This window comes from Tepidicella baoligensis, from assembly GCF_013432195.1.
In the GTDB taxonomy this organism is placed as follows: Bacteria; Pseudomonadota; Gammaproteobacteria; order Burkholderiales; family Burkholderiaceae_C; genus Tepidicella; species Tepidicella baoligensis.
In genome coordinates this window covers 17,309-36,502 of sequence record NZ_JACCDB010000008.1, presented here as the reverse complement: position 1 = coordinate 36,502, position 19,194 = coordinate 17,309, and the positions used below count along the sequence as shown (strand labels likewise).

Genomic DNA, 19,194 nt, shown 5'->3' with positions numbered 1-19,194 from the left:
CGACCCGCCGCTCACAGCGGCGAGTCGATGCGAATCCAGGTGGTCTTGATTTCGGTGTACTTGTCGAGCGCGTGCAGCGACTTGTCGCGGCCCACACCGCTCTGTTTGAAGCCACCGAACGGCACGGTGATGTCGTCCTCGTCGTACTGGTTCACATGCACCGTGCCGGCGCGCAGGGCGCGCGCCACGCCGTGGGCCTTGTTGAGGTCGCGCGTCCAGACCGCCGCCTGCAGGCCGTAGATGTTGGCGTTGGCCTGGCGCACCACGTCGGCCACGTCGGTGAAGCTCAGCACCGAGAGCACCGGGCCGAAGATCTCCTCGCGGGCAATCGTCATGTCGTTCTTCACGCCGTCGAAAATAGTGGGTTGCACATAGAAGCCGCCCTTCACCGGCTCGGCCGCCTCACCGCCGACCAGCAGTTTGGCGCCTTCGCTGCGGCCGCTGTCGATGTAGCGCAGCACGGTGTCCATCTGCACCTTGTCCACGATGGCACCCATCACCGTGGACTTGTCCAGCGGGTTGGCCGGCTGGTAGCGCGGCACCAGCGCCAGTGCCTTGTCGAGGAAGGCGTCCTTGATGGACGCCTCCACGAACAGGCGCGAGGGCGCGTTGCAGCTTTCACCCTGGTTGAAGAAGATGCTGCCCACCGCGGCCTCCACGGCACGGTCCAGATCCGGGCAATCGGCAAAGACGATGTTGGGCGACTTGCCGCCCAGCTCGGTCCAGGCGCGCTTGAGGTTGCTCTGCCCCGCCATCACGTGGATCTGCTTGCCCACACGCGTGCTGCCGGTGAAGGCGATGCAGTCCACGTCCATGTGCAGCGCCAGCGGGCTGCCGGCCTCGGGGCCGAAACCAGGCACCACGTTGAACACACCGGGCGGAATGCCCGCCTCCAGCGCCAGGTCGGCCAGCCGCAGTGCCGTGAGCGGACTCTTTTCCGACGGCTTGAGCACCACCGAGTTGCCCGCGGCCAGCGCTGGAGCGATTTTCCACGCGGCCATGATCATGGGGTAGTTCCAGGGCACGATCACCCCCACCACGCCCACCGGCTCGCGGGTGATGAGCGCCAGCGCCGTCTCGGGGGTGGGGGCGATCTCGTCATAGACCTTGTCCACCGCCTCACCGTACCAGCGGATGCAATTGGCCGTGCTGTTCACGTCCACGCCCTTGGCGTACTTCACCGGTTTGCCCATGTCCAGGGTTTCGGTCAGGGCCAGTTCGTCGCCATGCGCCAGAACGAGTTCGGCAAACTTGATGAGGATGCGCTTGCGCTGTGCCGGGGCCTTGCCGGCCCAGCGTCGGTCCTCGAATGCGGCCCGGGCCGCCTGCACAGCGGCGTCGATGTCGGCTTGAGCGCCGCGCGCCACCTGGGTCAGGACGCGGCCATCCACCGGCGAGATGCAATCAAACACCTCGCCGCTGCGGGCGGCCACCCGCTGACCATCGATGAAGGCACGGCCATCGAACTGGAGGTTGGGCATGGATAGGGTCATGTGCAGGTCTCCTGAAAATGGACCCCATCTTACCGCCGCTCAGACCGTAAACGGGCAGCCATTGCAGACCAACTCCGCGGTGCCAGCGGGGATCAGCCGAGCGCTTTCAACTCCTGTCGCTCGGCCGCCGCGATCTCGCGCGCCCGCTTGCGTGTGGAGCGTGCCACCCACACGGCGTAGCTCACCACGATCACCGTCACCGTGAGGATGAGCAGCGTGGCCGCCGCGTAGATGGTGGGGTTGATGCCGCGCCGCGCATAGCCGTAGATCACCTGGGGCAGGGTGTTGACACCCGGGCCGGAGAGGAATTCGGCGATCACCACGTCGTCGAACGACAGCGTGAACGAGAGCAGGAACGCCGCCAGAATGGCCTGCGAGATGTTGGGCAGCGTGACGAGAAAGAACACCTGGTGCGGCCGCGCGCCCAGGTCCATGGCGGCTTCTTCCAGGCTGCGGTTCATGTCCTGCAATCGGCTCTGGATCACCACCACGGCAAACGCCATGCCCAACAAGGTGTGGCCGATGATGATCGTCATGAGGCCGCGCTGCGGCCAGCCGAACAGGTTCTGCGAGCCCACGAAGAGCAGCAACAGCGACAGGCCGATGATCACCTCGGGCATGACCAGTGGCGCGCTGACCATCCCGGAAAACAGGGTGCGCCCGAAAAACTTGCGGTAGCGCACCAACACGAACGCCGCGAACGTGGCGAGCGTGGCCGACAGCACGCCCACCGTGGTGGCCACCTTGAGCGAGGTCCAGAACCCTTCGATGATGCGGTTGTCGTTGAACAGCGCCTCATACCAGCGCAGCGAAAAGCCGGTGAACCGGGCATCCTGCCGCGTGCTGTTGAACGAGAACACGATCATGAACACCAGCGGCAGGTAGAGAAAGGCGTAGACAATCGTCAGCCAGAACTTGCCCAAGTGCCTTTCGAGAAAGCGCATCATGCCCGCTCTCCTTGCTGCTGCTTGCCGCTGTAGTGGTAGTAAATGGCCAGGGGCACCACGATGAGCAGGATCATGACCACCGCCAGCGCCGTGGCACGCGGCCAGTTGTTGCCCAGGAACATCTCATCCCACACCACACGGCCGATCATCTGGTTTTGCGGTCCGCCCAGCAGGGAGGGAATGACGAATTCGCCCACACAGGGAATGAACACCAGCATGCAGCCGGCGATGATGCCCGCCTTGGACAGCGGCACCGTGATCAACCAGAATGCCTTGAATGGCGTGGTCCCCAGGTCGTACGCGGCCTCCAGCAAACGGGTGTCCATCTTCACCAGATTGGCATACAGCGGCAGGACCATGAACGGCAGGTACACATAGGTCATGCCGACGATCATGGAAACATCGGTATAGACCATGCGGATGGGCTCGCTGGTGAGCCCGATCGCCATGAAGAACTGGTTGATGATGCCGCGGTCGCTCAGCAGGCCGCGCCAGGCATAGACGCGCAGGAGGAAAGCCGTCCAGAAGGGCAGCATCACCATCAGCAGCAGCACCGGCCGGATGCCCTCGGGCGCACGGGCGATGAAATAGGCGAAGGGGTAGCCGATGAGCAGGCACAGCAAGGCGGTGATGGCCGCGTAATACACCGAACGGCCATAGGCCTCGATGTAAATGGTTCGGAACAGCGGCGCACCTTCGTGGGTACGGAAAATCGAGAGGTAATTTTCGTAGCGCAGATGCAGCACGCCCGTGTCAGGGTCCCACAGCGGCAGGAAGGGGTGGATGCTGGTGCCCTGATCGACGAAGCTGATGTAGAGCACGATCAGGAACGGCAACAGGAAGAACGTGAGCAGCCACGCGTAGGGCACCGCGATCACGAAGCGGCGGCCGGGCAGGGTGAATTTCAGAGCCATGGGTGCCCCTGTCGGTTCAGTCGCGCAACGCCACACTGGCGCGGGGCCGCCACCAGAAATACACCTCGTCCTCCCAGGTGATGTCCGAAAGGTCGTGGCGCGAAGTGTTGGCCTCGGTGACCTTGACCTTGCGCCCGTCCGGCGTCTGGACGATGTAGGTGTTGTAGGAGCCAAAGTAGGCGATTTCCTTGACCCGCCCACGGAACAGGTTGCAAGGCACGTCGGTCGGCGCGACCTTGCTGATGGCGATCTTCTCGGGCCGCACGGCCACCACGATCGGCATGTCCAGCGTTCCGCTGACCCCGTGCCCGACATGAATCTCACCAATGGACGTGCTGACGGCGCAGCGGTCGGCCTCGTCCACCGACAGCCGTCCCTCGAACAGGTTGACGTTGCCGATGAAGTCGGCCACGAAACGGTTGCAAGGGTACTCGTACACCTGCTCCGGCGTGCCCACTTGCAGCACCCGTCCCTTGCTCATGACCGCGATGCGGTTGGCCATGGTCATGGCCTCTTCCTGGTCGTGCGTCACCATCACGCAGGTCACGCCCACCTGTTCGATGATGTTGACGAGCTCGAACTGCGTCTGTTCACGCAGCTTCTTGTCGAGCGCGCCCAGGGGCTCGTCGAGCAGGAGCAGCTTGGGCCGCTTGGCCAGGCTGCGCGCCAGGGCCACGCGCTGCTGCTGCCCGCCCGAGAGCTGGTGCGGTTTGCGCTTCGCATAAGGCCCGAGCTGCACCAGATTGAGCATTTCGTTGGTGCGTTTCTGGATTTCGGGCTGGGGCAACCCCTCGCGCTTGAGACCAAAGGCCACGTTTTCCCAGATGCTCAAGTGCGGAAACAGCGCATAGCTCTGGAACATCATGTTGACCGGGCGCACATACGGAGGCATGTTCGCCACGTCCTGCCCACCGAGCAGGATGCGTCCGGACGTGGGCGTTTCGAAACCGGCCAGCATCCGCAGCAGGGTGGACTTGCCGCAACCGGAACTCCCCAGCAGGGCGAAGATCTCGCCCTTGCCGATGGACAGCGACACCTCGTCCACGGCGACCGTGTCATCGAACCGTTTCACCAGTTTGTCGGTGACCAAATACCCTTCGCCCGAAGCGGGGTTTTTTGCAGCCAGAGTCATGAGCGCTCCCTCAACCTTTCATCACCAAGAGCACACCCAGAAAAAAAGGGCTGATAGCTAGCACCAGCCCCCTGCGGAATCCATGATTCCAGACAACCGCGTTCAGCGGCCGCGCTTGAACGCGTTGTAAACCTCGTTGAGCACCCCGCTGATTTCATTGGCGTAACCGCCCGACGGAATCAGACGGGCCATGTTCTCTTCGCTGAGGAAGATGGTCTCGTTGTTCTTGATCTCGTCGTTGATCAGCGGCAGCGCGGCCTTGTTGCCGGTGGGATAGTTCATCTCGTTGGCCATGGCGGCGGCGTTTTCAGGCCGCAGGAAGAAGTTGATGAACAGGTGGGCGTTCTCGACGTTGCGGGCATCGGCCGGAATGGCCATCACGTCCACGAAAAACACCCCGCCGGTGCTCGGCAGCAAGGGCACGATCTCATCCCTGCCGCCTTGCTCCTTGACGCGGTCGGCGGCGATGTTGATGTCACCGGACCAACCCACGAAAGCACAACCGAGGCCGCCGGCGATGTCGTCGATCATGTTGCTGGAAAACAGCCGGATGTCCGGGCGCACCTGGGCCAGCATCTCGCCAGCGGCGCGGATGTCATCCGGGTTGTTGCTGTACGGATCTTTGCCGATGTAGTGCAGGGCGGCCGGCATGATCTCGGTCGGCGAATCCAGGAACAGGATGCCGCAACTGCGCAGCTTGCGCGTGTACTCGGGGTTGAACACCAGCTCCCAGGAATTGGCCGGCAGATCGGACGTGCCCAGCGCCGCTTCCACCTTCTGGCGGTTGATGCCCACGGTGGTGAAACCCCAGGCCCAGGGCACGTAGTGGCGGTTGCCCTCGTCGATCGAGGCCAGCTTCTTCATGAAGGTGGGGTCGAGGTTGGCGAGGTTGGGAATCTTGCTCTTGTCCAGCGGCTGGAACAAGCCGGCTTCGAGCTGCTTCTTAGAAAAGCCAACGGTGGGCACCACGATGTCATAACCCGAGTTGCCGGCGATCAGCTTGGCGTGCAGGGTTTCGTTGTTTTCGAAGGTGTCGTAATTGACCTTGATGCCGAACTCCTGCTCGAAGGCGGCGATCATGCCCTCGGGGATGTAATCGTCCCAGTTGTAGATGTTGAGCACCTTGGTGCCGGTGTCGGCAGGCGCAGCAGCGGTGCTTGCGGGCTCTTCTTTCTTGCCACAGGCCACCAGAAATACGGCGGACAGGGCCACGGCCAGGAGGGATTTTTTCATGCGCTTAGCTCCATGTGTGGGTTCAACGATCCAGCGAAACGGCGGACCTGCCGATTTCAAGCAATATCCGCACCCAGTGCCATTCTAGTCACCGAGCGGGGAATTTTCCCTGAAATTGCAGCTCCTGCAGCGTCAAGTCGAGTGCATGGCGTATCAGAGTCGCCATTTCGTCGATCTGTTCCCGGGTCATGGTCAGCGGCGGCGCGATGATCATGCGATCGCCCACGGCGCGCATGATCAGCCCGTTGCCAAAACAGTGCGCCCGACACATCATGCCCACCGCCCAGTCCTCGGGGAACGGTTGGCGGGCGGCCTTGTCCCGCACCAGCACGAGGCCGCCGACGAAACCACAGGTCTCGGCGTCACCGACCAACGGGTGGTCTTTGAGGGATTCGAAGGTTTGGGCCAGATAGGGGCCGATGTCGTCACGCACCCGGCCGGGCAGATTTTCCCGCTCCATGAGGTCGATGTTGGCCAGCGCCACCGCACAGGCCACGGGGTGGCCGCTGTAGGTGTAGCCGTGGTTGAATTCGCCGCCTTTGTCGATCAAGACCTGGGCCACCCGGTCGCCGACGAGCACGCCGCCCAGCGGCACGTAGCCGCTGGTCACGGCTTTGGCGAACGTGATCAGATCGGGCTTGTAGCCGAATTTCTCGTAGGCGAACCAGTGACCCAGGCGACCGAAGGCACAAATCACCTCGTCCGAAATGAGCAGAATGCCGTACTTGTCCACGATGCGCTGGATTTCAGGCCAGTAGGTCTCGGGCGGGATGATGACGCCGCCTGCGCCCTGCACCGGCTCGGCGATGAAAGCGGCCACCTTGTCCGGACCGATCTCCAGGACCTTCTCTTCCAGCCAGCGCGCAGCCCGCAGGCCGAAGGCCTCTTTGCTCTCGCCGGGCTCGGCCAGTTCATAGAAGTAGGGCTGCTGGATGTGGGTGATGTTGGGAATGGGCAAATCACCCTGCGCATGCATGCCGCTCATGCCGCCCAGCGAGGCCCCTGCCATGGTGGAGCCGTGGTAGGCGTTGTGCCGGCTGATGATGACCTTGCGTTGCGGCTGGCCCATCAGGTCCCAATAGCGGCGCACCATGCGCACATTGGTGTCGTTGCTCTCGGAGCCGCTGGAGCTGAAAAACACGTACTGGAAACGGCGTCCATCCACCGCCGGGGCCAGTTCCGCCAAGCGGGCGGCCAGCCGCACCGCTGGCTCATTGGTGGTCTGGAAAAAGCTGTTGTAGAAGGGCAGCTTCATCATTTGCGCATGGGCGGCATCGGCCAATTCCTGACGGCCGTAGCCGGCGTTGACGCACCACAGGCCGCTCATGGCGTCGAGGATCTTCTGGCCCTCGCTGTCCCAGACATAGATGTCTTTGGCGTGGGTGATGACACGCGCGCCCTTGGCGGCCAGGTCCTTGTGGTCGGTGAAAGGGTGCAGAAAATGGGCACTGTCGAGCGACTGCAGCTCGGCGGTGCTCAGGCTCTTGGTGTCAATGGGGGCATTCATGCGCTTCTCCTTGTTCAGGGCGGGATGCACGGGCGATCAGACGTGGAGCAACAGGTGCTCACGTTCCCACGGCGAGATCACTTTCATGAACTCGGCGAATTCCAACTCTTTGATTTCGGTATAGACGGTGATGAACTCGCGGCCGAGCACTTCGTGCAGGTCGGTGTCGCGGCGCAGCCAGTCCAGCGCCTCGCCCAGGCTGCGCGGCAGGGCATAGGGCGACAGATAGGCGTCGCCTTTCATCTCGGGTTTGGGCTTGATTTTGTTCTTCATGCCCAGGTAGCCGCAGGCCAGGGTCATGGCCATGGCCAGGTAGGGGTTGGCGTCGGCCCCGATCACGCGGTTTTCCACGCGGCGCGCCTCGGGCGACGAAATGGGCGAGCGGATGCCGACCGTGCGGTTGTCATACCCCCATTCGATGTTGATGGGCGCGGCGGTGTAGCGTGAGAGGCGGCGGTAGCTGTTCACATACGGCGCCACCAGCGCCATGGCCGAGGGCACGTGCTTCTGCAGGCCGCCGATGTAATGGAAGAAGGCCTCGGAAGGCGAGCCGTCGGGGTTGCTGAAAATGTTGCGGCCGTCAGCCTTGCTCACCACGCTCTGGTGCATGTGCATGGCACTGCCTGGCTCGCCGGCGATCGGCTTGGCCATGAAGGTGGCGTACATGTCGTGGCGCAGCGCGGCTTCGCGCACGGTGCGCTTGAAGAAAAAGACCTCGTCGGCCAACCCGAGCGGGTGGTCGTGGAAGAAGTTGATCTCCATCTGCCCGGCACCGATTTCGTGGATCAGTGTGTCCACATTCAGGCCCATGACGTGGCAATACTCGTAGATCTCCTCGAACAGCGGGTCGAACTCGTTGACGGCGTCGATGCTGTACGCCTGGCGCGAGGTTTCGGCCCGGCCACTGCGGCCGATCGGTGGGCGCAGGGGGACGTTGGAATCGGTGTTGCGCGCGGTGAGATAGAACTCCAGCTCGGGCGCGATCACCGGGTCCCAGCCTTCGGCGGCGTACAGGTCGCAGATGCGGCGCAGCACGCTGCGTGGGGCGTATGGCACGAGCTTGCCCTTTGAATCGAAACAGTCGTGGATCACCTGCGCCGTCGGGTCGGCTGCCCAGGGCACGATGCGCACCGTCGTGGGGTCGGGGCGGAGCTGCATGTCGCGGTCGGTGGGCTCGATCACGTCGTAATACGGCCCGCTGGGCGGCTGCTCGCCCGTCACGCTCATGGCCACGATGGCATGGGGCAGTCGCATACCCCGGTCTTCCGTGAACTTCTCGCGCGGCAGGATCTTGCCGCGGGCCACGCCGGTGAGGTCGGGCACGAGGCACTCGACCTCGGTGACGCGGCGTTCGTTGAGCCAGTGTTCGAGTTCGTTGAAATTGTGGGGGGTGGTGTGTTGCATGGCGGTAACCGGAACAAGTCAGAGTCGCATCATCGCAGGCGGCCGGCGGCCTGGTACTCAGGGCTTCTCCGGTGTCGCCGCAAACGCGCGGCCTTCTTGCAACCGGGCTTGGCGGCGGCGGCGCACCGCATCGCCAAAGGCCCGGAAGATGGCCGAATAAAACGGGTTTTCCCAGCAACGCCATTCGGGGTGCCACTGGAAAGCATACGCGAAGGCGCGCGCGCCTGCCACCTCGAACGCCTCGATCAAGCCATCAGGTGCCACCGCCAGGGGGCGCAACCCGTCGGCCAGACGCTTGATGCCCTGCCCGTGCAGGGAGTTGACCATGACTTCGGTGCCGCCTGCCCACTCGGCCAGGGCTGAGCCTGGCTCCAGCCGCACCGGATGACTGGGCGCATATTGCTGCTCGATCGGCACCCCGTCGGGCTCACGATGGTCCATCAGGCCAGCCACGGTATGCACCGCTTGGTGCAGGCTGCCCCCCAGGGCCACGTTGATCTCCTGGAACCCGCGGCAGATGCCGAGCAGCGGCACGCCTTGCTCGACACAGGCCCGCACCAGGGCGAGGGTCAGGGAGTCTCGCTCGGGGTCCAGCGGCAGGCTGGGATCGTGGACTTCCTCATGGAAATGGGAGGGGTGGACGTTGGAGGGCGAGCCGGTGAGCATCACGCCATCGACGAGGTCCAGCAGTTGCGGCACCTGCACCGCATCGGCCAGCGGAAACATCACCGGCTGGGCATGGGCGCCGACCTTGACCGCGCGGGCATATTTGTCGCCCAACAGCAGGTAGGGCATGGCGTGACCATGATCGCCGAGCAGCCGATGGTCGGCCGGCAACCAGACCATCGGGGGGTGTGAAAAAACATCGGTGTACATGATTCGATGCATTGTGGGCTCGAAATTGGATGACAATGGGTGCCATTAGGCGCCTTGTGATGGTGCCATTGAGCGCTTCGTTCGGCAAGTCTCGCCCACTCCGAAATGCCCACCATGCTGTCCGAATACCTGCTGGCTGAAATCCACCGCCCCGGCTCGACGGCCGACCTGCCGTTGCACCGGCGTCTGTACGAGGCGCTGCGCCGCGCCATTCTGGAGGGCAAGCTGTCGGCGGGAGACCGGCTGCCTTCCAGCCGCGATCTGGCGCAGGATTTGGGCCTGTCACGCAACACGGTGGTGGCCGCGATGGGGCAACTCACGGTCGAGGGCTATTTGGTCAGCCACGTGGGCAGCGGCACCTTCGTGCACGAGCAGGTGCCGCTGGCACAGGGCGGCCGGATGATGGCCTCGAAAAACCCGGCTCCCCCGACGCGGCTGTCGCAACGAGGCGAGGCGCTGGCGCACCGCTACAGCGCCGCGGACCTCGAAATCCAGCCCTTCACCCCCGGGCCGGCCGATTTCAGCGCGTTTGCGGTCGCGCTGTGGCAGCGGCTGCAAAACAAACACTGGCGCCAAGCCGGGCCGAGCATGCTGGACTACAACGACTCGGGCGGCTACGGCCCGCTGCGCCGCGCCGTGGCCGATTACCTGCGCATCTTGCGCAGCGTGCCGCTGGATGCGGACCAGGTGCTCATCACCAGTGGCACCCAGCAATCGATGGAGCTGTGCGCACACCTGCTGGCCGATCATGGCGAGACGGTCTGGATCGAGGACCCGGCGTACTGGGGCGCGGTCAAGGCTTTCACCGCCGCCGGGCTGCACCTGCACCCGGTGGGGGTGGATGGCGACGGCATGGCCCCCAGCCCGCAGGACGAACGTGTGCCGCCGCGAATGATCTACATCACGCCGTCGCACCAATACCCCACGGGCGCGGTGATGTCATTGGCCCGTCGCCAGCAACTGCTGGCCATGGCGGCGCACCACCAGGCGTGGATCCTGGAGGACGATTACGACAGCGAGTTTCGCTTCACCGGCCCGCCCATTTCGTCGCTGTGTGGGCTGGACACGGCGGCGCGGGTGCTGTATCTGGGCACTTTTTCCAAGGTGCTCTACCCAGGGCTGAAGCTGGGCTATCTGGTGGTGCCCAAGGGGCTGATCGGCGCGTTCCGGCGCGCCCATTACGACCTCAACCGGCCCGGCCAGATGCCGCTGCAGTCGGCACTGGCCGAGTTCATCGAGATGGGGCATTTCGCCTCGTCGCTGCGGCGCGCGCGCCAGACCTACGCCGAGCGGCGCCAGGTGCTGCTGGACCACCTGGCGCCGCTGTTGCGCGACGGTCAGGCCCGCATCGGCGGCGCGGCGCAAGGCCTGCATCTGTGCCTGCACCTGCCGCGCCACCTCGACGACCGGGCTCTTGCCCAGACCCTGGCACGCGACGGGCTGACCGTGCGCCCGCTGTCGGCCTACTGCCTGCAACGCAACGACCTGCGCGGTCTCGTCATCGGCTATGGCTACGCCTCGCTGTCCGCCATCCGCCGGCATGGCGCGGTGCTTTGCCAACGCATCGCCGAAGCCCTGGAGCAGCGGCCAGTCTGACGGCGCGGTCAGGCCAGCGCGTCGCGCAGCCGGTACCACAGCATGCCCAGCGCCAGCAACGGAGTACGCAGCCACGGCCCACCGGGAAAGGGGCGGTGCCGCAGGCGAGCGAACACGTCAAAGCGGCTGGCCTGACCGGCAATCGCCTCCGCCACCACCCGCCCGGCCAGCCCGGTAAGCGCCACCCCGTGACCGCTGAAGCCCTGCAGGTAATACACCTGTGGCGACAGGCGCCCGAAATCCGGAGCGCGGTTCATGCTGATGTCCACGAAGCCGCCCCACACGTATTCGACCGGCACCTCGGCCAAGTCGGGAAAGATGTCCACCATGCGGCGCCGCATCACCGTCTGCAGCCGGGGCGGTGTCATGGTGGTGTAGCTCACCCGCCCGCCGAACAGCATGCGCCGGTCGGCGCTGAAACGGAAATAGTCGAGCACGAAGTTGTTGTCGCAGACCGCGGCGCGGCCGGGAATGAGGCGCTGGCACAGGGCTTCATCCACCGGTGCGGTGCCGATGATATAGGTGCCCACGGGCATGATGCGATCGCGGATCGGCGCGGCGAGCCGGGGGGCATACTCCGGCAACATGCAGTTGCCCGCCAGCACCGCGTAACGGGCCTGCACCGAGCCTTGCGGGGTGGTCAGCAAAACCCCCTCGGCGTTGTCGGTCAAGCCCTGGGCCACCGTGCCTTCATACACCCGCACGCCGAGCGAGCGCGCCGCGCGCATCAAACCCAGGGCGTACTTGAGCGGATGCAAATGACCGGAGGTGTTCTCGTAGCCCACGGCGTGGTAGCGCTCGCTGCCGATGTAGCGCTGCACGTCGGCACCCGTGGCGATCTCGCAGGCCAGGCCGTAATCCCGTTCCTGAGCCGCGAGGTCTTCCAGCAGCCGTCGCGCCTTGCGCGGGGAGTCTGCCGCATAGAGGTAGCCTCGAACCCAATCGCACTCGATGCCGAAACGCTCGATGCGCTGGCCGATAAGCTCGATGCCTTCCAGCGACATGGCCCAGGCGCGTTGTGCATCTTCCCGGCCCAGCTGTTGCTCGAACGGCTCCTGTCCGCAGGCATATCCCACGATGGCCTGCCCCCCATTGCGGCCGCTGGCACCGAAACCCACACGCTCGGCCTCCAGCAGCACCACCTGCAAGCCCCGGTCGGCGAGTTCGATGGCCGCGCTGAGGCCGGCAAATCCACCACCCACCACCACCACATCGGCCCGCACCGAACCCTGCAACGGCGGCTGAGGTGCCTCGCGCACGGCACTGACTTCGTAATAGCTGCGCTGGTTGAGCAGGGTATCGGAACGCAACAAAGACGGCTGGAACATGACGCGCTTTCCCCACGACGAATGGCCGTTAGCGTAACCCCGAACAGGGGGTTTCAGGGGTCCAATCGCCGGTCATCCGGCCTGACCACCGCTGCCTTGCAGCGGCCGCTGCCGCCAGGCCAGCGCACTGCCCAGCCACAGCGCCAGCGCGGAAAACAGCAACCCGCGCTCCAGGCCTCCGGGCCCGTCCGCGATCCAGCCCACCACGGTCGGTCCGACGATCTGGCCCACCGCGAACACGATGGTGAAAGCACTGATGCCGGTGGCCCATTGGGTGACCGGCAGGTTGTGCCGCACCAGCGCCGTGGTGGACGCCACCACCGACAGGAACACCGCCCCGAACAGCAGCCCGGAAGCCAGCAGTGCCCCCCATGCCGAGGTAAGCGCCGGCATCACCGTGGCCACGCCCAGCAGCCCGTTGAGACGTGCCAACGCCTGCCCTCCTCGGAAACGGTCCAGCCAGCCAGCCCACAGGCGTGACGAACCCACCACCGCCACGCCCAACAGGGTGTAGAACACCGTGATGGCGCCGTCTGCATGCCCTTGCTCGCGCAACAGCGCGATCACGAACGTCATGTAGCCGATGTAGCCCACTCCGAACAGCGCATAGCCTCCAAGCGCCCAACCCAGTTGCCTCAACGCCGGGTGGCTCGCCGGTGCAGCCGACGAAGCGGTCGCCGCGGAGCCTCCATCGACTTCCAGCCCCAGACGCCGCAATGCCTGCACCAGCCCGGCCAACACCGCAGTGGACATGGCGCAGACCAGCGCCAGCAACCACCACGCCCAAGTCCAGCCATGCGCCAGCGGCGCCGCCCAGGCCAAGGTGGGCGGCACGCCGAGCGCCGACACCACAATGCCCCAACCCGTCCCGCCGTAGTAGAGACCAAGAATCCAGCCACTGCGCTGCGGCCAGAAACCGCCCAGCCGAGCCGCCAGCAGACCGCCCGCCACGAACACCCAGGCACTCGCCACACCAGCCAGCAAACGCTGGGCAAGCAAAGGGGTGGCGGCGGTGAAAAACCCGCTGCCGGCCATGAACACGCTGGCCAGCGCCGCTCCTGCGACCAGCACCGGCCCCGCCCCCCAGCGCCGCATGAGCCACGGCACCGACAGCGCACCGAGCAGATACCCGACCGCATTGAAGGTGTTCATCGCACCGGCCAGCGCATAACTCCAGCCCAGGTCGTCGCGCATCGGCGGCAGCAGCAGCCCGTAGGCGAAACGTGTCACCCCCAGCGAGACCGCCGCCCCGAGCGACAGCAGCACGGCCAGCATCACCCCCTGCCACAGCGGCATGGCATGCAAAGCGGATCTGGTGTCGGGAACGGACATGGCTCTGCATCCTACCGCCGCTGTGGCGTAAGCTCATGCGACATGAGCGACACCCCCATGAACCGCGCCTCAACCCTGGACACGCTGCTGGCGCAGGAACGCACCCGATTCGTCCACACCCACCCTCGATCGATGGCCCTGGCTCAGGCCGCCGAAGCGCACTTCCTGTTCGGCGTGCCCCTGCACTGGATGCGCGACTGGCCCAGCCCCGCCACCCTGTTCGTGCAACAGGCGCAAGGCACGGCCCTGACCTGTGCCGACGGTTTGACCTACCGCGACTTCTGCCTCGGCGACACCGGTGCCATGTTCGGGCATAGCCCGGCCCCCGTGGCCCAGGCCATCGCCCAGCAGGCGGCTCAGGGCCTGACCTGCATGCTTCCCAGCACCCTGGCGCCACGGGTGGGGCGGTTGTTGCAGGAACGCTTCGGCCTGCCGCTGTGGCAAATGACCCTGACCGCCAGCGACGCCAACCGCTTCGTGCTGCGCTGGGCCCGGGCCATCACCCGGCGACCCCAACTGCTCGTTTTTGACGGCTGCTACCACGGCGCGGTGGACGACACCCTGGTCGACCTGGACCCGGCCAGCGGCCGCACGCTGCCCCGGCCCTCGGTATTGGGACAGGTGCACAACCACGACGCCTTCACCCGCGTGGTTCCATTCAACGACTTGAGCGCCCTGGAAGCGGCCCTGGCCCCTGGCGACGTGGCGCTGCTGCTCGCCGAACCCGCGCTCACCAACTTCGGCCTGGTGCCGCCACAGCCCGGTTTCTGGGAAGCCGCGCAGGCCCTGTGCCGGCGCCATGGCACCCTGCTGGTGCTCGACGAAACCCACACCCTCTCCAGCGGGGTCGGCGGCTATACCCGGGCCCATGGGCTGCGACCCGACCTGTGGGTGGCGGGCAAGGCCGTGGCCGGTGGCCTGCCCTGCGCGGTGTACGGCTTCACCGAAGAAGTCGGCCAGCGCATGCGCGAGGCCAAGACCGCTGCCCCCGAAGGCCACAGCGGCATCGGCACCACGCTGAGCGCCAACGCCCTGACCCTGGCGGCCCTGCATGCCGCGCTGGAACACCTGCACACGCCGGCCACCTATGTGCACATGCTGGACACCGCCCAGACCTTGGAGGCGGGATTGATGCAACGCATCCATGCCGCTGGCCGCCCCTGGACCGTCACCCGTCTGGGCGCCCGCATGGAACTGCAATTCATGCCGCAGACCCCGCGCCATGCGCAGGACGTGCGCGACTTCGGCCAGCCGGCGCTGGAAGCCTTCACCCACCTGTTCATGCTCAACCGCGGGGTGCTGCTCACGCCGTTCCACAGCATGATGCTGTGCTCGCCCGCCACCTCGGCACAGGACGTGCAAGCCCTGCTGGATGCCTTCGACGAACTGCTGGACGTGCTGCCTCGCTGACGGCAGGCCCGGTCAGGCCCCCAGACCCACGGGCGCGGGGGCCTCGCGCAGGATGCGCTGGAACAGGTGTTCGTACTCGGGCGTGGCTGGGTACTTGCCGGTCAGCGGATCCTGGTTCGCGGCAAAGGCCTCGTCCAGCTCGCACCAGTCGTCTTGTGAAAGGCAACGCTGCGCCACCGGCAGGATCTCGGTCTCCTCCAGCCGCATGTGCTCGAGGTAAAACGCCATGTAGTCGGAAAACGCATGCACGAATGCGGCCCGTCGTCCCTCCCCCAGCAGTTCCCAGGCCAATAGCAAGTGTTGCAGAGCCCGTACCGCGGGTTCGCCGCGCAGGTGCTCCTGTTCCAGCCGCTGCACCACGGCCATGGTTTGCGGCGCCAGCCGCACCACGCGCGGAAACAGCAAATCGGACTCCTTGGGGTGGTGCAAGCGCTCGGGAAATTCGTCGATGTAGAACAACATCGCCCGCAAGGTGTCGAAAAAGCCGCGCCGGTCCTCGCCTGGGCCCTGGCGGATCAACAGGTTGAGCGATTGCAACATGGCCGACAGGGCCATGTGCTCGTCGTGGATCACACGCAGGGTGTCGGGGGTGTTCATTCGGGTCTCCTGGCTGGGCCGCTACCAATGGGCAGCTTCGCCGCTTCCTCAGCCGGGTGCCTTGATCGGGGTCAAAACCTGTTCAGATTTCGCCACCGCAGAGGCCATCGGCCGCCAGCGCCGCAGCATCAGCGCGTTGCTGACCACGCTCACCGAGCTCAGCGCCATCGCGGCTGCGGCCACCACCGGGCTCAGGTAGCCGAGGGCAGCCAGCGGGATACCAGCGGTGTTGTAGATGAAAGCCCAAAACAGGTTCTGGCGGATCTTGCCCACGGTACGGCGCGAGATGTCCAGCGCCGCCGCCACCAGCAGCGGGTCGCCCCGCATCAGCGTGATGCCGGCCGCATGCATGGCCACGTCCGATCCGCCTTGCGCATGGCTCATGGCCATGCCCACGTCGGCACAGGCCAGGGCAGGGGCGTCGTTGACGCCATCGCCCACCATCGCCACCACACGACCACCGGCCTTGAGCCGCTGCACCTGCTGCGCCTTGTCCCCCGGCAGGACGTCGGCCAACACCTCCCCGGCTTCGGGCCGCAACCCGATCCGGCGCGCCATGGCCTCGGCGGCGGCACGGTTGTCGCCCGAGATCATGACCAGCTTCAGACCCCGGGCACGCAGATCGGCCAAGGCTGCGGCCGCATGGGGTTTGGGTTCGTCAGCGAACGCCAGCAAGGCCATGGGTACGGGACTGCACGAATGCCCGCTGGGGTGAGCCGCCAATTGAGCCGCCAACATCGACACCGTGGCTCCCTGTCGGTTCAGGCGGGCGATGGCATCATCCCAGCCTTCCAGCGACACGCCGAGGGCACGCATCCACGACAGGCTGCCCAGGTACAGGCGGGTGGTCTGTATCCGGCCCTGGGTGCCGTAACCGGGCACCGCCTGCACCTCTTCGGCTGCGGGCCATTCATCCGCACGGTCCGGCACCGCATCCATCACCGCCCGTGCCAGGGGGTGTTCGCTCGCCTGCTGTAGCGCGGCGGCTGTTTGCAACACCGCGGCCTCGTCCACGCCAGCAGCGGGCACCACCGCCACCAGACGGGGATGGCCCACCGTCAGCGTGCCCGTTTTGTCGAAGGCCACCGTGTCCACGCGGTGTGCCCGCTCCAGCGCCTCGGCGTCCTTGATCAGAATGCCGTGCCGTGCCGCCACCCCGGTGCCTGCCATGATGGCCGCCGGCGTGGCCAGGCCCAGCGCACAGGGACAAGCGATCACCAGCACCGCCACCGCATGCAACACCGCCTCTTCGAGCGGCACCTGTTGCCAACCCCACCACAAGCCGAAGGTGAGCAGCGCCACCAACAAGACCACCGGCACGAACACCGCCGCGACCCGGTCCACCAACCGCTGAACGGGAGCCTTGACGGCCTGGGCGTCCTCGACCATGGCAATGATGCGCTGTAACACGGTGCGCGTGCCCACGGCCGTCACCCGCACCTCGATGGCGCCATCGCCGTTGAGGCTGCCCCCGGTCACCAGGTCACCCACGCCACGTGTCACCGGCAAGGGTTCGCCAGTCAACATCGATTCGTCCACCTGGGTCAAGCCGCGGACCACCTGCCCGTCCGCAGGGATGCGTTCGCCCGGCTTGATCAGCACCACATCACCCGGCAACAGCTCGGCGACCGGCACGTCCTGGAGGGTTTCTCGGCGCACGCCGTCGGGCAGCAGATGGGCCCGGTCGGGTCGAAGGGCATGCAAGGCGCGGATGGCTTCGGTGGTCTGATGCTTGGCCCGTGCCTCCAGCCACTTGCCCAGCAACACCAGCGTGATCACCATGGCCGACGCCTCGTAATACAGATGCACCGGCTCACCCGGTTCGGCACGCCACCACAACCAGGTGCTCATGCCCCAGGCAGCCGTGGTGCCCATGGCCACCAGCAGCTCCATGTTGCCCGTCCGAGCCTTGAGCGCGTGCCAGCCGACGCGGTAGAAACGGGCCCCCAGCAAAAACTGCACCGGCGTGGCGAGCACGAACTGCCAGGCGGCCGGCAGCATCCAGTGTTCGCCGAACAGATCTCCCACCATGGGCCCGGCCAGTGGCAAGGTCAGCAACACGGCGCAGACCACTGGCCACAGATCCCTGGGCAAACCGGCGAACCGATCCACCTTTGCACTGCCGGCCTGTTCGACCAGACGGGGTTCATAGCCGGCATCGCGCACCGCGCGCTGAACCCGTGCGCGCCAGGCGGCCAGGTCCTCGCCCGGTTCCGGTTGGCCATACACGCGGGCGGATTCGGTGGCCAGATTCACCGTGGCGTCCTGCACCCCAGGTACCTTGCGCAACGCCCGTTCCACCCGGGACACACAGGAGGCGCAGGTCATACCGCCGATGCCCAGGTCCCAGGCAGGCGAATCGGTCGAGGAGGTTGGCGTGTTCATGGCCACAGTATGAACCCTGACATCAGGTCAGGGTCAAGCCCTCGTTCAGGCTTGACATCGAGGCCGTGGGAAGATTCATACTGAACAGACCGTATCGAACAAGGAGTTTCCATGGAACACGTATTCACCGTGCAAGGCATGACCTGTGGCCATTGCGAAAAAGCCGTCACGCAGGCGTTGCGGGGCGTGGACCCGCAGGCCGAGGTGCGCATCGATCGCCAAGCCCAGCGGGTCCAGGTGCGCAGCGACCTGCCCCGCGACACCCTGGCACACGCCATCGCCGAAGAAGGGTATCAGGTCGCATGAACGCGGCGCGTGCCTCCAGCCCCGACTGACGAGCTCCAACACCGCCCGTTCACTCTTTACACAAGCGTCACACATGGCACACACAGCGTACAAGACGCGATCACACACTGGAGGCCTTCCCTCTCACAAGCGAAAGGACGCATCCATGAAAACCCGACTCCGACACCTGGCGCTGGCCTGCGCCGCCGTGACCGCCCTGACCACCGCCGGTTTGGCCTCAGCCAGCCCCGCCATGAAAGCCTCGGAATGCCATGCCCAAGAAGGCCGACACGATCACAGCGCACGAGCCGAGCGCATGCAGCAACGCATGGCACAACACCACGCGCAGCTCAAGGAAGCCTTGCAGCTCACCCCAGCCCAGGAAAACGCTTGGCAGGCCTACACCGCAGCCATGACGCCCACGCGTCCTGACCACCCCCCTGCCAGCGACAACCTGACCACGCCCGAGCGCATGGAACGCCAGCTGCAATACATGCAGGCGCGCCATGAACAGATGAATCAACGGCTGCAGGCCATGCGCCAACTCTACGACACCCTCAGCCCCGAACAGCGGCAAATCTTCGACCGCCATCACCAACCCCGCGGACGCCACCAGCCGACGAACGGTTGAGCCGCACAACCCTGTGGACAGTTTCGGAACAACCCGAAACTTATCCACAGGTTGGTGCCATCGGGCACACTTATCCCTCTTCGGCACGTTCCGAGTCCCGCCTTCATCCACATCCTGCGGATAG

16 protein-coding genes are annotated in these 19,194 nt (G+C 65.6%); 4 read left to right on the top strand and 12 right to left on the bottom strand.

What is annotated here, in order from left to right; all coding sequences use genetic code 11:
* Positions 1–11: 11 nt before the first annotated feature.
* The 8 genes from HZS63_RS09455 to HZS63_RS09420 form a co-directional block, all read right to left on the bottom strand.
* On the bottom strand, positions 12–1,493 hold the full coding sequence (locus HZS63_RS09455) for an aldehyde dehydrogenase (RefSeq protein ID WP_246316272.1): 1,482 nt from the start codon (positions 1,491–1,493) through the stop codon (positions 12–14).
* Between the two features lie 92 nt (positions 1,494–1,585).
* The gene (locus HZS63_RS09450; protein WP_180683793.1) at positions 1,586–2,440 is read right to left on the bottom strand and encodes an ABC transporter permease; all 855 of its coding nucleotides are present in this window, start codon (positions 2,438–2,440) and stop codon (positions 1,586–1,588) included.
* Positions 2,437–3,354: an ABC transporter permease gene (locus HZS63_RS09445; protein ID WP_180683792.1), complete on the bottom strand. Its 918-nt coding sequence runs from the start codon at positions 3,352–3,354 to the stop codon at positions 2,437–2,439. Before HZS63_RS09445 ends, HZS63_RS09450 begins: the two co-directional genes overlap by 4 nt.
* 16 nt (positions 3,355–3,370) lie before the next feature.
* Entirely contained in the window at positions 3,371–4,486 is a 1,116-nt protein-coding gene (locus HZS63_RS09440) for an ABC transporter ATP-binding protein (RefSeq protein ID WP_180683791.1), read from the bottom strand.
* A 102-nt stretch (positions 4,487–4,588) separates the two neighbouring features.
* Entirely contained in the window at positions 4,589–5,719 is a 1,131-nt protein-coding gene (locus tag HZS63_RS09435) for an extracellular solute-binding protein (protein ID WP_180683790.1), read from the bottom strand.
* Between the two features lie 88 nt (positions 5,720–5,807).
* Positions 5,808–7,226 (bottom strand): aspartate aminotransferase family protein, encoded by a 1,419-nt coding sequence (locus tag HZS63_RS09430; RefSeq protein WP_180683789.1) that lies wholly within the window; start codon positions 7,224–7,226, stop codon positions 5,808–5,810.
* A 36-nt stretch (positions 7,227–7,262) separates the two neighbouring features.
* Complete coding sequence (locus HZS63_RS09425) at positions 7,263–8,630, bottom strand: glutamine synthetase family protein (RefSeq protein ID WP_180683788.1); 1,368 nt, start codon at positions 8,628–8,630, stop codon at positions 7,263–7,265.
* 57 nt (positions 8,631–8,687) lie between these two features.
* Positions 8,688–9,506 carry a gamma-glutamyl-gamma-aminobutyrate hydrolase family protein gene (locus HZS63_RS09420; protein ID WP_180683787.1) on the bottom strand — a complete coding sequence of 273 codons (819 nt, stop codon included), beginning with the start codon at positions 9,504–9,506 and terminating at the stop codon, positions 8,688–8,690.
* Between the two features lie 114 nt (positions 9,507–9,620).
* Between HZS63_RS09420 and pdxR the strand changes: the two genes are divergently transcribed.
* On the top strand, positions 9,621–11,102 hold the full coding sequence (pdxR, locus tag HZS63_RS09415; protein ID WP_180683786.1) for a MocR-like pyridoxine biosynthesis transcription factor PdxR: 1,482 nt from the start codon (positions 9,621–9,623) through the stop codon (positions 11,100–11,102).
* Between the two features lie 8 nt (positions 11,103–11,110).
* Here pdxR and HZS63_RS09410 read toward each other — a convergent pair whose 3' ends face one another.
* Both HZS63_RS09410 and HZS63_RS09405 read right to left on the bottom strand, forming a co-directional pair.
* On the bottom strand, positions 11,111–12,430 hold the full coding sequence (locus HZS63_RS09410) for an NAD(P)/FAD-dependent oxidoreductase (protein WP_180683785.1): 1,320 nt from the start codon (positions 12,428–12,430) through the stop codon (positions 11,111–11,113).
* Positions 12,431–12,502: 72 nt separating this feature from the next.
* Positions 12,503–13,762: a YbfB/YjiJ family MFS transporter gene (locus tag HZS63_RS09405; RefSeq protein WP_246316271.1), complete on the bottom strand. Its 1,260-nt coding sequence runs from the start codon at positions 13,760–13,762 to the stop codon at positions 12,503–12,505.
* 57 nt (positions 13,763–13,819) lie between these two features.
* Here HZS63_RS09405 and HZS63_RS09400 point away from each other — a divergent pair, with 57 nt between their 5' ends.
* Complete coding sequence (locus tag HZS63_RS09400) at positions 13,820–15,172, top strand: transaminase (RefSeq protein ID WP_246316270.1); 1,353 nt, start codon at positions 13,820–13,822, stop codon at positions 15,170–15,172.
* Between the two features lie 12 nt (positions 15,173–15,184).
* Here the strand turns inward: HZS63_RS09400 and HZS63_RS09395 are convergent, their stop codons facing one another.
* Together HZS63_RS09395 and HZS63_RS09390 are read right to left on the bottom strand one after the other, a co-directional pair.
* Positions 15,185–15,769, bottom strand: a complete 585-nt coding sequence (locus tag HZS63_RS09395; protein ID WP_180683783.1) for a hemerythrin domain-containing protein — start codon at positions 15,767–15,769, stop codon at positions 15,185–15,187.
* 48 nt (positions 15,770–15,817) lie between these two features.
* Positions 15,818–18,154, bottom strand: a complete 2,337-nt coding sequence (locus tag HZS63_RS09390; RefSeq protein WP_180683782.1) for a heavy metal translocating P-type ATPase — start codon at positions 18,152–18,154, stop codon at positions 15,818–15,820.
* Positions 18,155–18,265: 111 nt separating this feature from the next.
* On the opposite strand from HZS63_RS09390, the gene HZS63_RS09385 reads away from it, so the two are divergent.
* Both HZS63_RS09385 and HZS63_RS09380 read left to right on the top strand, forming a co-directional pair.
* Entirely contained in the window at positions 18,266–18,460 is a 195-nt protein-coding gene (locus tag HZS63_RS09385) for a heavy-metal-associated domain-containing protein (protein ID WP_180683781.1), read from the top strand.
* A 145-nt stretch (positions 18,461–18,605) separates the two neighbouring features.
* On the top strand, positions 18,606–19,070 hold the full coding sequence (locus HZS63_RS09380) for a Spy/CpxP family protein refolding chaperone (protein WP_180683780.1): 465 nt from the start codon (positions 18,606–18,608) through the stop codon (positions 19,068–19,070).
* Positions 19,071–19,194: the final 124 nt, after the last annotated feature.